This window comes from Pseudomonas sp. FFUP_PS_473, from assembly GCF_002858665.1.
Classification (GTDB): Bacteria; Pseudomonadota; Gammaproteobacteria; order Pseudomonadales; family Pseudomonadaceae; genus Aquipseudomonas; species Aquipseudomonas defluvii.
Map to the genome: position 1 here is coordinate 43,202 of NZ_PJQQ01000009.1, position 14,586 is coordinate 57,787.

General features: G+C 60.9%; 13 protein-coding genes. 11 read left to right on the forward strand and 2 right to left on the reverse strand.

The window, feature by feature from the left end:
* Positions 1-3: 3 nt before the first annotated feature.
* Positions 4-1,341, forward strand: a complete 1,338-nt coding sequence (gene cytX, locus CYD26_RS08220) for a putative hydroxymethylpyrimidine transporter CytX (RefSeq protein WP_371917203.1) — start codon at positions 4-6, stop codon at positions 1,339-1,341.
* On the opposite strand, the gene CYD26_RS08225 is transcribed toward cytX, so the two are convergent.
* Positions 1,310-2,056 carry an RsiV family protein gene (locus CYD26_RS08225; protein WP_065758730.1) on the reverse strand — a complete coding sequence of 249 codons (747 nt, stop codon included), beginning with the start codon at positions 2,054-2,056 and terminating at the stop codon, positions 1,310-1,312. The genes cytX and CYD26_RS08225 overlap by 32 nt on opposite strands.
* Before the next feature lie 187 nt (positions 2,057-2,243).
* Between CYD26_RS08225 and CYD26_RS08230 the strand changes: the two genes are divergently transcribed.
* The 9 genes from CYD26_RS08230 (at position 2,244) to CYD26_RS08270 (ending at position 11,513) form a co-directional block, all read left to right on the forward strand.
* Entirely contained in the window at positions 2,244-2,861 is a 618-nt protein-coding gene (locus CYD26_RS08230; RefSeq protein WP_065758731.1) for an NUDIX domain-containing protein, read from the forward strand.
* Positions 2,852-3,304 (forward strand): DUF1249 domain-containing protein, encoded by a 453-nt coding sequence (locus CYD26_RS08235; RefSeq protein ID WP_065758732.1) that lies wholly within the window; start codon positions 2,852-2,854, stop codon positions 3,302-3,304. Before CYD26_RS08230 ends, CYD26_RS08235 begins: the two co-directional genes overlap by 10 nt.
* 84 nt (positions 3,305-3,388) lie before the next feature.
* The gene (gene cpdA / locus CYD26_RS08240; protein ID WP_102052354.1) at positions 3,389-4,204 is read left to right on the forward strand and encodes a 3',5'-cyclic-AMP phosphodiesterase; all 816 of its coding nucleotides are present in this window, start codon (positions 3,389-3,391) and stop codon (positions 4,202-4,204) included.
* A gap of 107 nt (positions 4,205-4,311) precedes the next feature.
* On the forward strand, positions 4,312-4,920 hold the full coding sequence (locus tag CYD26_RS08245; protein ID WP_102052383.1) for a YqiA/YcfP family alpha/beta fold hydrolase: 609 nt from the start codon (positions 4,312-4,314) through the stop codon (positions 4,918-4,920).
* 36 nt (positions 4,921-4,956) lie between these two features.
* Entirely contained in the window at positions 4,957-6,861 is a 1,905-nt protein-coding gene (parE, locus tag CYD26_RS08250; protein ID WP_065758735.1) for a DNA topoisomerase IV subunit B, read from the forward strand.
* Positions 6,858-7,844 carry an esterase-like activity of phytase family protein gene (locus tag CYD26_RS08255; protein WP_178081697.1) on the forward strand — a complete coding sequence of 329 codons (987 nt, stop codon included), beginning with the start codon at positions 6,858-6,860 and terminating at the stop codon, positions 7,842-7,844. The genes parE and CYD26_RS08255 overlap by 4 nt, the downstream gene beginning before the upstream one ends.
* Positions 7,841-8,359 (forward strand): TIGR02281 family clan AA aspartic protease, encoded by a 519-nt coding sequence (locus CYD26_RS08260; RefSeq protein WP_065758737.1) that lies wholly within the window; start codon positions 7,841-7,843, stop codon positions 8,357-8,359. The genes CYD26_RS08255 and CYD26_RS08260 overlap by 4 nt, the downstream gene beginning before the upstream one ends.
* Positions 8,360-8,369: 10 nt before the next feature.
* The gene (gene parC, locus CYD26_RS08265) at positions 8,370-10,628 is read left to right on the forward strand and encodes a DNA topoisomerase IV subunit A (RefSeq protein ID WP_102052355.1); all 2,259 of its coding nucleotides are present in this window, start codon (positions 8,370-8,372) and stop codon (positions 10,626-10,628) included.
* A gap of 174 nt (positions 10,629-10,802) precedes the next feature.
* Complete coding sequence (locus tag CYD26_RS08270; protein ID WP_065758739.1) at positions 10,803-11,513, forward strand: membrane integrity-associated transporter subunit PqiC; 711 nt, start codon at positions 10,803-10,805, stop codon at positions 11,511-11,513.
* 208 nt (positions 11,514-11,721) lie between these two features.
* Here CYD26_RS08270 and CYD26_RS08275 read toward each other — a convergent pair whose 3' ends face one another.
* Positions 11,722-13,224, reverse strand: a complete 1,503-nt coding sequence (locus CYD26_RS08275) for a HAMP domain-containing protein (RefSeq protein WP_065758740.1) — start codon at positions 13,222-13,224, stop codon at positions 11,722-11,724.
* A gap of 135 nt (positions 13,225-13,359) precedes the next feature.
* On the opposite strand from CYD26_RS08275, the gene serB reads away from it, so the two are divergent.
* Positions 13,360-14,574 carry a phosphoserine phosphatase SerB gene (gene serB / locus CYD26_RS08280; protein ID WP_065758741.1) on the forward strand — a complete coding sequence of 405 codons (1,215 nt, stop codon included), beginning with the start codon at positions 13,360-13,362 and terminating at the stop codon, positions 14,572-14,574.
* Positions 14,575-14,586: the final 12 nt, after the last annotated feature.

Sequence of the window (14,586 nt, forward strand, 5' to 3'; positions counted from 1 at the left end):
GCAATGGGATTCAAACGACTACCTGACTCTCTCCCTGTCGAGACCATCGCCGTGAGCACATCCAGCCACTACTCCCCCGACCATCCTGTTCCCAGTCATCAGCGTACCTTCGGTGCACGTGACCTGTTTTCCCTGTGGTTTTCCCTTGGCATTGGCCTGATGGTGCTGCAGACCGGCGCCTTGCTTGGTCCGGGGCTGGGGCTTGCGGGTGCGTTACTGGCGATTATCCTCGGCACGGCCGTGGGCGTGTTGTTGCTGGCGGCGGTCGGCGTCATCGGCAGTGATACCGGCCTTTCGGCCATGGCCGCTTTGCGGTTGAGCCTGGGGCGGCAGGGGGCGGCCTTGCCGGCACTGTTGAACCTGCTGCAACTGATCGGTTGGGGCGCGTTCGAGATCATTGTCATGCGCGATGCCGCCAGCTTGTTAGGGGCGCGGGCGTTCGGTGACGGGAGTCTCTGGGCCGGTCCGTTGCTTTGGACGCTGTTCTTTGGTGGCCTGGCGACCTTGCTGGCCGTCAGTGGCCCGTTGACCTTCGTACGGCGGATCCTGCGCAAGTGGGGCATCTGGTTGCTGCTGGGTGCCTGCCTGTGGCTGACCTGGAACCTGTTCGCCAAGGCAGATCTGGCCAGCCTCTGGCAACGTACGGGAGATGGTTCGCTGTCATTTGCACTGGGCTTTGATATCGCGATTGCGATGCCGTTGTCCTGGCTGCCGTTGATTGCCGACTACTCGCGTTTCGGTCAGCGTGCTTCGCGGGTGTTCGGTGGCACGGCGCTCGGCTTTTTTATCGGTAACTTCTGGCTGATGAGCCTGGGCGTAGCGTACACCCTGGCATTTGCCCCAAGCGGTGAAACCAATGCACTGCTGTTGGCCCTGGCCGGTGCTGGCCTGGGCATTCCCTTGTTATTGATTTTGCTCGACGAGTCGGAAAACGCGTTTGCCGATATTCACTCGGCCGCTGTTTCGACAGGCCTGCTGCTGCCCTTGAAAGTCGAGCATCTGGCGTTGGTCATCGGCCTGGTGTGCACACTGATCGCGTGTTTTGCGCCACTGGCGCAGTACCAGAACTTCTTGTTGCTGATTGGCTCGGTGTTTGCCCCGCTGTTTGGCGTCGTGCTGGTGGATCACTTCATCTGGCGCCGCCGCCGTGCGGACGTCAGCATACGGGCACTGCACTGGGGGGCATTGCTGGCCTGGTGCGGCGGTGTGCTGATCTACCACCTGCTGGCGAATTACTACCCTGAAGTCGGCGCAACCCTGCCCGCATTGCTTTCGGCAGGGTTGTTGTACGGGCTCTCAGCGGGCGTATTCAGCCGCGGCCAGGAAAAAGCTCCGGCTTGAGGATGCCGTTCAGGCGCGGGTAAGGGATCTTCAGCTCAGTGTGGCCCATGGAGTAGGGCGCGATGGTGTAGACCTCATATTTGAGCACCAGCGCGCCGTACGTCAGGGCAATGTGTGGGGTCTTGCGGAAGGGCCAGGTTTGCACGAACTCCGGGTCCTGATCCATCTTGACGCTCGCCAGCCAGCTCTTGTGAGCCAGTTGCGCTTGCTGCCAGAAGGCTTCCTCCTGACCAGGCAGGAGCATGTCCTGCAACGTCAGTACCTTGTCCTGTTGGCGCGAGTAGTTGATGAAGCCGCGCCCGGGCATACCGTGGGCACCGCCGGTGTCCAGGTAGCTGGACAGTTCAATGATCACCAGTCCGTCATGCTGTTCACGTACCTTGGCTTGCAGGTAGCTGCTGTTGCGGCTTTCTGCGTCACGCAAAAACTGTTCTTCGTAGGCTTTGAGCGAGGCAGGCAGTGCTGTGCGGTTGTTGTCCTGGGTCATTTGCAACAGGCGCCGCTCGACGAGTGCATCCAGCTTTGGCTGTGCCGGGAAGTGAATCGTGTCGATGTTTACCAGCGGGCAGTCGGTGTTGTTGCAGCCTGGCTTGATGTGTTCCCAGGCCTCGCGTTTGACCTCCAGTGGCGTACGCATGTTGGGCTGGAACACGCTTTGGCAAGCGCCCAGCGCCAGTGCCAGTACGGCCACGGAAGTCAGTTTCGCAAGCGTCATGATGGTCCCTGTAAGGCTAAGGTAATCGGGCTTTGACCGTCGGCGGCGCCTTCGGTTCGCCACTAAGCTGAATAGACCAGCGGGCTGCCTATCCTCGCAGCCTCGCCGGTATCTTTAAAGAGGTGAAAGCTGGCCGAGTGCGCGTTAGGATGGCGCCAAGCGGTACACCGAAGCAATGAGGATTTCCATGACAGACAAGGCTAGTGCTGTGCCCAGCGCCGTTGAGATCGTTCAACGGGACAACTGCTACAAGGGCTTTTACCGGCTCGATAAGGTGCGCCTGCGTCATGAGCTGTTCGCAGGCGGCATGGGGCGGGAGATAAGCCGTGAGCTGTTTGTGCGTCACGATGCCGTGTGTGTGCTGCCGTACGACCCGCAGCGTGATGAAGTAGTGCTGATCGAGCAGTTTCGCGTCGGTGCCATAGGCAAGGTTGAGAACCCTTGGCTGATAGAACTGGTTGCTGGTCTGATCGATAAGGACGAACAACCGGAAGAAGTTGCACACCGCGAAGCCGAGGAGGAAGCTGGCCTGAAGTTCACTGCCCTGTGGCCCATGACGCGGTATTTTCCATCGCCGGGCGGCAGTGATGAGTACGTTCATTTGTACCTTGGCCGTTGCAGCAGCGTGGGGGCGGGTGGCTTGCACGGTTTGGAGGCTGAGGGCGAAGATATTCGCGTGAAGGTCTGGGCATTCGAGGATGCCCTTCAGGCCGTGCGCGATGGGCAAATCATCAACGCGGCAAGCATCATTGCCTTGCAATGGTTGGCGTTGAACCGCGATGAAGTCAGGGGGCTATGGTCGTGAATCTGTTGCGTGAGCGCTATCGGGTCGATCTGGTGGGCTTGCAGGCTGCCTGCGAGGCCAACTATGCGCGCCTGATGCGGCTGTTGCCGGACATGCGCAACACCCAAAGCTCGCGCCGTATCGGTATGACCCAGGGCGACCAGATGCTTGGCGTTCTGGTGCTCGATGTTGTCCTTGCCTGTCCTTACACCACCACGCTCCGCGTACGTCAGGAACACAGCCTGCCCTGGTTGCCGGTGCCGCAGTTGGAGGTGCAGGTCTATCATGATGCGCGCATGGCCGAAGTGGTCAGCGCTGAGCATGCCCGACGCTTTCGCAGCATCTACCCTTATCCGAACACGCAGATGCATCAGCCGGATGAAAAGGCTCAGCTCAACCTGTTCCTCGGCGAGTGGCTGAGCCACTGCCTGGCCTGTGGGCACGAGTTGGCGGCGGTGCGTTAAAAATGTGAAGCCGGTCGTGTAACGGGTTTGCTCCGACGTTTCCTCGCCACCATAATCGTGCCGAATCCGCCCCAGGAGCGAGCCTTGCAACCTCAATCGACTTCCACCAGTGATGCCTCAGTGCTACTGGTCCAGCTTTCCGACAGCCATCTGTTTGCCGATGAAGGCAGCACGCTGCTTGGCATGAACACCGGTGACAGCCTGCAGCGGGTCATCGGGCAGGTGCTGAACGAGCAGCCACGTATCGATCTGGTGTTGGCAACGGGCGATCTGTCCCAGGACGGTACGCAGGCGTCCTACGAGCGGTTTCGCCAGATGAGCGAGCAAATTTCTGCACCGGTACGCTGGTTGGCGGGCAATCATGACGAGCCCTTGCCCATGGCGCAGGCCGCGCAAGGCTCGGATGCGCTTGAACCGGTCATGGATATCGGCGCCTGGCGGGTCATTCTGCTCAATTCGGCGGTGTCGGGTGCCGTGCCAGGCCTGCTGGCCGATGATCAACTGCAATTGCTTGAGCAGGCGCTGGCCACGGCGCCCGAGCGCCATCATCTGGTCTGCCTGCATCATCATCCGGTCTCGATTGACTGCGCCTGGTTGGCGCCGATCGGCCTGCGTAATGGCGATGCCCTGTTCGCCGTACTTGAGCGTTATCCACAGGTCAGGGCAGTACTCTGGGGGCATGTCCATCAGGAGTGGGATGAACAGCGTGGTGACATTCGTCTGCTCGCCTCACCGTCCACCTGTATTCAGTTCGAGCCAGGCAGCGAAGACTTCACCGTAGGTGCACAGGCGCCGGGGTACCGCTGGTTGCGACTCCACGGCAACGGTCAGATCGATACCGGCGTGTCCCGTGTCAGCGATTTTGCCTTCACGGTGGACTACGGTAGCACGGGTTACTGAGTACAAAGTGTTGCGAAGTCTCCAAAGCTGATCCAACGCCCGCCGGACACGCTAAACTGCATGCTTTTGCGCCCGCAGTGTGGGCCATGTCGATGCGCGGGGGTGGTATGTCGGGTTCGATTCTTTATATCCACGGGTTCAATAGCGCGCCGTCATCGAAAAAGGCCACTCAGTTGGTGGCGGTCATGCAGCAGCTGGGCTTGGAGGAACAGCTTCGGGTTCCGGCGCTGCACCACCATCCCCGTGAGGCAATCGCGCAACTGGAAGCAGCCATCGCCGAACTCGGTGCGCCATTACTGGTCGGCAGCTCACTCGGCGGCTACTATGCGACCAGCCTGGCCGAGCGCCACGGTCTGAAGGCTCTGTTGATCAACCCGGCAGTCAATCCGCACCAGTTGTTCGACGGCTACCTGGGTAGCCAGCAGAACCTCTACACCGGTGAAACATGGGAACTGACGGTCGATCATGTGCACGCATTGGCCGAACTGGAAGTGGCCCCGCCACGCGATGCCGAGCGCTTCCAGGTCTGGTTGCAGACCGCTGATGAAACCCTTGATTATCGCCGTGCCGAAGCCTTCTACCGGGCATGCGCCTTGCGGATCCAGGCAGGGGGCGACCATAGCTTCCAGGGCTTCGCCGAACGTTTGCCGGCCTTGCTGAACTTTGCAGGAATTGCGCCGAAACAGTATCAAACGCTCGATTTTTCTGTATTTTGATTGCTTATTTTTACCTACGAATGACGACGAGAACCCATGGCCAATCCCAGCGCTAGCGCCTATAACGCAGACGCCATCGAAGTCCTCTCCGGCCTTGACCCTGTGCGCAAGCGCCCGGGCATGTACACCGATACCAGCCGGCCGAACCACCTTGCTCAGGAAGTCATCGACAACAGTGTCGACGAGGCCTTGGCCGGGCACGCCAAGTCGGTTCAGGTAATCCTGCACGCCGACCATTCTCTGGAAGTCTCGGATGACGGTCGTGGCATGCCGGTGGACATCCACCCTGAAGAAGGGGTCAGCGGGGTCGAGCTGATCCTGACCAAACTGCACGCGGGCGGTAAGTTTTCCAATAAGAACTACCAGTTCTCCGGCGGTTTGCATGGGGTCGGTATTTCGGTGGTCAACGCCTTGTCCAGTCAGGTTCGGGTCAAGGTCAAGCGTGATGGCAACGAGTACCAGATGACCTTCGCCGACGGCTACAAGGCCAGCGAGCTGGAAGTGGTCGGTACGGTCGGCAAGCGCAACACGGGTACCAGCGTCTACTTCGCGCCCGATCCAAAGTACTTCGACTCGCCGAAGTTCTCCATCAGCCGCCTCAAGCATGTGCTCAAGGCCAAGGCGGTGTTGTGCCCGGGGTTGCTGGTCAGCTTCGAGGACAAGGCCAGTGGTGAGAAAGTCGAGTGGCACTACGAAGACGGCCTGCGTTCCTACCTGGTCGACTCGGTCAGCGACTACCTGCGTCTGCCGGACGAACCGTTCTGCGGCAGCCTGGCCGGTAACAAGGAAGCCGTGGACTGGGCCTTGCTGTGGCTGCCCGAAGGCGGCGACAGCGTTCAGGAAAGCTACGTCAACCTGATCCCGACCGCCCAGGGCGGTACCCACGTCAACGGCCTGCGTCAGGGGCTGCTCGACGCCATGCGGGAGTTCTGCGAGTTCCGCAACCTGCTGCCGCGTGGGGTCAAGCTGGCGCCTGAAGATGTCTGGGAGCGCATTACCTTTGTGCTCTCGATGAAAATGCAGGAACCGCAGTTCTCCGGGCAGACCAAGGAACGCCTGTCCTCACGCGAGGCGGCTGCGTTTGTCTCCGGCGTGGTCAAGGATGCCTTCAGCCTGTGGCTCAACGCCCACCCAGAGCTGGGCATGCAACTGGCCGAACTGGCGATCAGTAACGCCGGGCGTCGCCTCAAGGCGAGCAAGAAGGTTGAGCGCAAGCGTGTCACTCAAGGGCCGGCCCTGCCCGGCAAGCTTGCTGACTGCGCCGGGCAGGACCCGATGCGCGCTGAACTGTTCCTGGTCGAGGGTGATTCGGCAGGCGGCTCGGCCAAGCAGGCACGGGACAAGGAGTTCCAGGCGATCCTGCCGTTGCGCGGGAAGATCCTCAATACCTGGGAGGTCGATGGTGGTGAAGTCCTGGCCAGCCAGGAAGTGCACAACATTGCAGTCGCCATCGGTGTCGATCCAGGTGCCAGTGACATGAGCCAACTGCGTTACGGCAAGATCTGCATCCTGGCCGACGCCGACTCCGACGGCCTGCATATCGCCACTTTGCTGTGCGCGTTGTTCGTTCAGCACTTCCGCCCGCTGGTCGAGGCGGGCCATGTCTACGTCGCCATGCCGCCGTTGTACCGGATCGACCTGGGCAAGGAGATCTACTACGCCCTCGACGAGGCGGAGCGCGATGGCATTCTCGATCGCCTGGTCGCCGAGAAGAAGCGTGGCAAGCCTCAGGTGACGCGCTTCAAAGGTCTGGGTGAGATGAACCCGCCACAACTGCGCGAAACCACGATGGACCCAAACACCCGGCGCCTGGTTCAACTGACCCTGGATGATTTCGCGCAAACCAGCGAGATCATGGACATGCTGCTGGCCAAGAAGCGTGCGGGCGACCGCAAGAACTGGCTGGAAACCAAAGGGAATCTGGCCGAGGTCATGGCTTGATTCGTTCGCTGCTGGCGAGCGTGCTGCTGCTTTTCGCCTTGCCGACGCTGGCTGCGCCCTGGCCGGAACTGACACTCCAGGCCGAGCATCCTGTCGACGGCATGCGTGGCGGCAACCTTTCGGGGCTGGCCTTGTGTGGCAAGGACCTGTGGGCGGTCTCGGATCGTGATGATGACCTGCTGTACCGCCTGGACACCTCGGCGCCCGTCTGGCAGGCCATCGCTAGCACAATGGTGTTGCCCCCTGCGCCGACCAGCGCATTGCCTTGGGGGGTGCGCATGCGTAACTGGGCTGCGTCCTGGGTGCGGGGTGGCTCGATTGATTTCGAAGCCGTGAGCTGTGACGCCGCTGGCAACAAGTACCTGGTCAGCGAGGCCCATGCGGCCGTACTTCAGGTGCCGGTTGATGGTGCGCCAAACTGGTTGAAAATTGACCCCGGCGTTATTCGTCAGGCTCGTGGCAGTGGCATGCTGCTGCACTTCAATGCCTTGTTTGAGGGGCTTGCCGTCAACCCGTCCGGTGACCGTATCTGGCTGGCTGCCGAGCGTGAAAGGCGCGGTTTGCTGTTGATCAAGCGACAGCAGACGACCTGGGACTGCAATGGCGGTTGTGTATTGCTCAGTGAAGGGGGGGCTGAACTTCAGCCGTCGCAGATGCCCAACGCGAAAGCCTGGGAGCGTGATTTTGCCGACCTGGCGTTGTTCAATGACAAGCTGTTCACCCTGGAACGCAATGCGTTTCGAATCTGCCGCCGAGACCCCGCCACGGCCGTGGTCGAGCGCTGCTGGTCGTTTGCTGCTGAAGCCTTGACGGAGCCGCGTCGCTATTCACAGCCCTTCGGCCTGGCTGAAGCGTTGGTGATTGACGCTGAAGGTGCCTGGGTAGGCCTGGATAACAATGGTGGCAGCCGTGCCGATGGCGAAAGTCGCCCGATCGTCTGGCGCTTTGCTGCGCCCAAGGACGGCTGGAGCGCCAAACCATGAGCCAGGCCCCGGGCAAGCGTGCCGGTCGGGTGTTCCTGATTCTGGCGTGGGCCGCCGGTCTGTTTCTGGCGACACGCTTTTTCGGGCAGTGGGAGCAGCGTCAGGAAAACCCGAACAAGGTCGTCAGTTCGGTGCGGGGCGAGGATTACATCGAGGTGCAACTGGTCGGTAATGGCCAGGGTCACTTCGTCGCCGATGGCCAGATCAATGGTCAGGCGGTGCATTTTATGCTGGATACCGGGGCGACCGATGTGGCTATCCCCGAGCGTCTGGCAACCCGGCTCGGTCTTGAGCGCGGCGCTCCGGTCACCCTGAGCACTGCCAATGGCCGTACAGAGGGTTACCGCACGCGGCTGGACGAACTGCAGTTGGGCGATATTCGCTTGCTCGATGTGCGTGCCCTGGTGGTGCCGGGGCTAGGCGGCGAGCAGGTGCTGTTGGGCATGAGTGCCCTGAAACGACTTGAATTTACCCAGCGCAGCGGCACCTTGCTGCTGCGCCAGACCTTGAAATGATGAGGCCCGCATGAGCGACTCCCTTGATCTCAGCCTCGATGGCGTAGAGCGCCGGTCACTGGCTGACTTCACCGAACAGGCCTACCTCAACTACTCCATGTACGTGATCATGGACCGTGCGCTGCCACATATCGGCGATGGCCTGAAACCGGTGCAGCGACGTATCGTCTATGCCATGAGCGAGCTGGGGCTGGATGCTGACGCCAAGCACAAGAAATCAGCACGTACCGTTGGTGATGTACTCGGCAAATTCCACCCCCATGGTGATTCGGCCTGTTATGAAGCCATGGTGTTGATGGCTCAGCCGTTCAGTTACCGCTACACACTGGTCGATGGCCAGGGTAACTGGGGCGCACCGGATGATCCGAAGTCCTTTGCCGCCATGCGTTACACCGAGGCACGCCTGTCGCGTTACTCCGAAGTACTGCTCAGTGAGCTGGGCCAGGGTACCGCCGACTGGGTGCCGAACTTTGACGGTACCCTCGACGAACCTGCCGTGCTGCCAGCACGTCTGCCGAACATTCTGCTCAACGGTACCACCGGTATCGCAGTGGGCATGGCGACTGACGTGCCGCCCCACAACCTGCGCGAAGTGGCCAGTGCCTGTGTGCGGCTGCTCGATGAGCCGAAAGCGACCGTCGAACAGCTGTGTGAGCATATCCAGGGCCCAGACTATCCGACCGAGGCGGAAATCATTACGCCACGGGCCGACCTGCTGAAAATCTACGAAACCGGTCGGGGTTCGGTGCGCATGCGCGCGGTCTACCGCATCGAGGATGGCGATATCGTCGTTACCTCGTTGCCGCATCAGGTCTCCGGCGCCAAGGTGCTGGAGCAGATCGCCGCGCAGATGCAAGCCAAGAAGCTGCCGATGGTGGCCGATCTGCGGGACGAATCTGACCATGAAAACCCGTGCCGGATCGTGATCATCGCCCGCTCCAACCGGGTCGACCTCGACGAGTTGATGCAGCACCTGTTTGCGACCACGGATCTGGAGTCCAGCTACCGGGTCAACATGAACATCATCGGCCTTGACGGTCGCCCTCAGCTCAAGAATCTGCGGGCGCTGCTCAGCGAGTGGCTGGAGTTCCGGGTTGGTACTGTGCGTCGTCGTCTGCAGTTCCGCCTGGACAAGGTCGAGCGGCGCCTGCACCTGTTGGAAGGTTTGCTGGTGGCGTTCCTCAACCTGGATGAAGTGATTCATATCATCCGCACCGAGGATCAGCCGAAGGCTGCGCTGATCGCCCGTTTCGGCCTGACCGAAACCCAGGCGGAGTACATTCTCGAAACCCGCCTGCGCCAACTGGCGCGGCTGGAAGAAATGAAAATTCGCAATGAGCAGGACGAGTTGGCCAAAGAGCAGGCTCGCCTGATCGCCTTGCTGGGTAGCGAATCCAAGCTGCGCAAGCTGGTGCGCACGGAACTGATCAAGGATGCCGAGACTTACGGCGATGATCGCCGCTCGCCGATCATCGAGCGTGCCGAGGCCAAGGCCCTCTCGGAAAACGAGTTGATGCCGACCGAGCCGGTTACCGTGGTGCTCTCGGAGAAGGGCTGGGTGCGTTGCGCCAAAGGTCACGACATCGATGCAACGGGGCTTTCCTACAAGGCCGGCGATGGTTTCAAGACTGCCGCTGCGGGGCGTTCCAACCAATTCGCGGTATTCATCGACTCGACAGGCCGCAGCTATTCGGTGGCGGCTCATACCCTGCCGTCGGCGCGGGGGCAGGGAGAGCCGCTGACCGGCCGACTGACACCGCCGCCAGGGGCTACTTTTGAGTGCGTGCTGCTGCCTGACGATGACGCGCTGTATGTGATCGCTTCCGATGCCGGCTATGGCTTTGTGGCCAAGGGCGAAGACCTGCAGGCCAAAAACAAGGCGGGCAAGGCGCTGCTCAGCTTGCCCAATGGTGCCAAGGTCATTGCGCCGCGCGCCTTGTCCGATCGTGAGCAGGATTGGCTGGCAGCCGTCACGACCGAAGGTCGGTTGCTGGTGTTCAAGGTCAGCGACTTGCCGCAGTTAGGCAAAGGAAAGGGCAATAAAATCATTGGTATTCCAGGTGAGCGGGTTGCTAGCCGCGAAGAGTACGTCACTGATTTGGCGGTCGTTCCTGAGGGTTCAACCCTTGTATTGCAGGCCGGCAAGCGTACCCTGTCTCTCAAGGCTGATGACCTGGAGCACTACAAGGGTGAGCGAGGGCGGCGCGGTAGCAAGCTGCCACGTGGTTTCCAGCGGGTTGACGCGTTGCTGGTCGAGAGCCTTGGCTAGTGTGCTCGTGGGCCGCATACCCGGCTTTTTTGGTCGGGTATACGGCACAAATGCTGGAGTCGCGCCGCATATTCGCGGATGATAGGCGCCTTGTGGTGCCCAGGTAGCTGGGTGCCCGAGTGAATTTATGTGTATCACTGCGGTGAGCCGAGTGGCGACCGCCTGGATGGGATGATGACTTTTCTGCGCCTTCCATTTGTTCTACTGCTGGCAGGGGTATTGGGCCTGGCTGGCTGTAGCATGCATCAACCGGTTGCGCTGTATCAGCTCGACGATGGTCAGCCTGAGCAGCCTAAACAGGCGGGCGGCATGGCCGTTGTGCTGGGGCCGGTGTCGGTTGCTGATTACTTGCAACGTGAAACCTTCCTGCAGCGTCAGGCGGATGGCAGCCTGACTGCTGCTACCGATGGTCGTTGGGCAGGCAGCCTGTCAGCTGACATCGATCAACTGCTGGTACGTCAGTTGGCCTGGCGTCTGGACAGCCATCGCGTCGTGCTGGCGCCGGCCACCTCGGGTTTCAGTCCTGACGTGCAAGTGTTGCTGTCGATCACACGTCTGGATTCGGGCGTGCATCAGCCTGCCATTCTGGATGCCCAGTGGCGTTTGATTGACCGTCGTGGCAAGGTTCGTGACAACCGTATCATCCACCTTGAGGAACGGCATCTGGGTAGCTCTGCTGATCAGGTCAAGGCTCAGGGTGTGTTGCTGCAGCGATTGTCTGAACAGTTGAGCGCTGCGCTCAAACCGCTGGCCAATCAGCCGCCTGTGGTCGAAGAAACACCACGCAAGGCTGCTCCTGTGCAGGTGCGCAAGGAGGGGCCTGAAAAGTCGAAGATCCCGCTGGCTTCGCCAATCCGCACCGAAATGGAAGTGTTCCGCTTCTGAAGAACGAGCCCGCAGCGATGCGGGTTCAGGCCGTCGACGCTGCGCACTTACGGGTACCCGTGCTGACGCCATCGCAGGCAAGCCTGCTCCCACAGGGAAATGTAGCGTTCTGCGCGGCCCCCTGTTGGCTTGCCAACGATGCAGGCGCCGCGTAATCACTGGCGCCTGCGCTAACGTCATCGCAGGCAAGCCTGCCTCGGTGGGTGGGCTAGTTCTTGACGCGGCTTTCGTGCATGCGTGCCAGTTGGCGTTCCAGCATCGATGGATAAGGTTCCATCAGTCGTTCGACGCAGCAGGCCCCTTCAGGGCTGGCGATCGGGCGAATGCGGGCGCGCTGGCGAATCAGGGCGTCGTCGCTGATCTTGCGTTCGACCAGCAACAAATTGCGGCTGTGCTGGGACAAGGCCAGGGCATCCTGGGCCTTTTCGGTCAGCAGCAGGTCGATCTGGCTCAGGCCATGCAGGCCTTCACCCAACACCAGACCCAGCTGCAGTTGCAGGGTGATGCCGCTGTCCGCGACCTCGATCTGCAGTGCATGGCCGAGTGCGCGCAGCAGTTCGCCGCAGCAAATGGCGTTGGTCAGGTAGTCGTCACCGCTGTCCTGGCGGTGGAACAGCATCAGGGTGCTGCCGTCATTGAGCGTCTGCACTTCGCCTTCATACAGCGAGGCGGCCTGGTCGAGGCAGTCGCGGTAGCGTTCCAGCAGTTCAGTCAGGCGCGCGCGTGGTAGGCGACGCAGTTGTTCCTGCGAGCCCAGTTGTATGGCCAGAACTGCACTGGCCTGCGGTGGGCGTGCAACTGCTTGCGGGGCCGGGCGGGCGACGTCGGTGTCATCATGCAGGTCGGCGAACGCCTCGTCGTCCTCGTCCTCGTCCACGACAGCTCGGACGGTAGGGCGTGCAATGGCCGGGGTTTCGTCAAAGCTTGGGTCGCGCAGATTACGCACTTCAAATGTCGGTTCGTCCGCCTCGCTTTCCAGCAAGTCGTCATCCTCTGCTTCTGGCTCTACCTCACGCGGCGGCGGGGCGAAGCGGGCATGCAGTTGGCGCGCCAGGTCGCCAATCTCGTCCTGGCGCTCAGTGGCCGGGGTGAATTCATTCAGGTCACGCAGCCATACGCGCAGTTGCAGCAGCGGCGTGGAGATGAAACGCCCCAGACGAAGGCTTAAGGCCAGTGCCAGTGCCAGCAGGATACCGGCCAGAATGCCCATGCTTTGCAGGCTGATGGTCAGCGGTTGCTGGAACTGGCTCATGTCCAGGCTGATGCGCAGTTGCCCTGCCGTCACGTCCTGGAAGGTGATTTTGGTCTGGTAGAGGCCTTCCGCTTCGCCCAGCAGGCCGTTTTTCGGGCGCTGGCCAGCCTCGGCCAGAATCCGGTTATCGACGCTGTAGATGGCCGCGTGGGCCACCAGCGGGTTCTTCACCAGGTTGCCCAGCAGCACGTTGAGACTGAGGATGTCGTTGGACACCAGCAGTTCGGTAGCCGAGGTGGCCGTCTGGGTCGTCAGGCTCTGGCCCAGGGCATCAGCCTGTTCATGCATGGCTTCCTTGAACTGCAGGCCCATCACAACGGCATAGATCACCAGTGCCAAGGCGACCAGGAAGACGTTATGGCAGGCGATCCGCAGCGCCAACGGTACTCGGCGCTGGCGCAGGGCACGAAAGATCAGCAGGAAGAAGTTGTCGGTTTTTACAGGCGTAGGCCGGTTCACAGAGCGCGGCTCTTTATGTCGGTTAAGTTGCTGCGCAGTATAGCGAGCAGCTACAGGGCGGCAAAGTATCGGCGGTGCCCGATAGTCAGTGAAAGTCGGTAGAATGCGCTTTTTTTCAACGAGTCGGAGCCCGTCTTGCGCGAAATCGTCCTGATCAACATCACTGGTGAGGACCGTCCGGGTCTCACCGCCGCCATCACCGGTGTCCTGGCGAGGAGCGGTGTGAACATCCTCGATATCGGTCAGGCGGTGATTCATGACACCCTGTCCTTTGGCATTCTGGTCGAAATTCCAGAAAGCGAGCATGCCTCTTCGGTCCTCAAGGACATCCTGTTCGCTGGCTACGAGCTGGATCAGCAGGTGCGTTTTACGCCGGTTTCCGAAGCCGATTACCAGGCCTGGGTAGAGGGTCAGGGCAAGCCACGGCATATCGTTACGTTGCTGACCCGCAAGGTAACCGCTGAGCAAGTGCAGCGAGTGAGCGCGATTACCGCGCAATACGGCCTGAATATCGACCACATCGACCGTCTGTCCGGCCGCGTTGCGTTGGATACGCCGGTGGAAAAGAGCAAGGGTTGCATCGAGTTCTCGGTACGTGGCGAACCCGCCGACCCCCAAGCCCTGCGCGCCGAATTTCTCAGCGTGGCTCAGGAACTGAACGTCGACATCGCTTTCCAGCAGGACTCGCTGTTCCGCCGTAACCGTCGTCTGGCGGTATTCGACATGGACTCCACCCTGATCGAAGCCGAAGTCATTGATGAGTTGGCCAAGGCTGCGGGTGTGGGTGAGCAGGTCTCGGAGATCACCGAGCGCGCGATGCGCGGCGAGCTGGATTTTCGGGCCAGCTTCAAGGAGCGCCTGGCGTTGCTCAAAGGGCTGGATGTCAGCGTGCTGGATGAAATCGGTGCGTCGCTGCGTTTGACCGAGGGTGCCGAGACCCTGTTTGCCGAGCTCAAGCGCCTGGGCTACAAGACCGCCATCCTGTCCGGCGGCTTCACCTACTTCGCCAAGCAGTTGCAGGCCCGTCTGGGTATTGACTATGTCTATGCCAACGAGCTGGAAGTCGTCGATGGCAAGGTCACCGGTGTGGCGGTAGAGCCGATTGTCGATGCACAGCGCAAGGCTGATCTGCTGACCGAGCTGGCACGCAAGGAAGGCTTGCAGATGGAGCAAACCATTGCCGTGGGCGATGGTGCCAATGACCTGCCAATGCTGGCCATTGCAGGGCTGGGTGTTGCGTTCCGGGCCAAACCGTTGGTCAAGCAGTCGGCCAAACAGGCGATTTCGACATTGGGCCTGGATGGTGTGTTGTACCTGCTGGGCATGCGTGACCGCCACGGTCGTGGCTGATCACGCTGCTGG